Here is a 246-nt window from a genome sequence, read left to right as displayed (position 1 = left end):
TGATTGTTGGCATTGGTATCACATACTTCGATGTTATCCAAATTGATTGGTGCAACTGGACTTGGGTTAACTTCTAATGTAATTGGCATCACGCTAAAACAACCTGTGTCTGGATCTTCGGCTCTTACATAAAGAATTTGTACAAATGGATTGATGTTAGTATAGTTCGTTGTCGATAAGGCATTATCGTTCGTTATCGCATTATCTTCAGTTTCATGGAAGGTAATAATGTAGTTTTCACCTCCT

1 protein-coding gene is annotated in these 246 nt (G+C 37.0%); it reads right to left on the bottom strand.

Annotated features, from left to right (window positions below; all coding sequences use genetic code 11):
* The coding region (locus tag G6042_RS00270; RefSeq protein WP_169522315.1) for a hypothetical protein at positions 1-246 on the bottom strand (246 nt) is incomplete at both ends.

The organism is Flavobacterium solisilvae (assembly GCF_012911605.1).
GTDB lineage: Bacteria > Bacteroidota > Bacteroidia > Flavobacteriales > Flavobacteriaceae > Flavobacterium > Flavobacterium solisilvae.
Note: the sequence above shows the minus strand (reverse complement) of the source record. Positions and strands in the feature narration are given on the sequence as shown.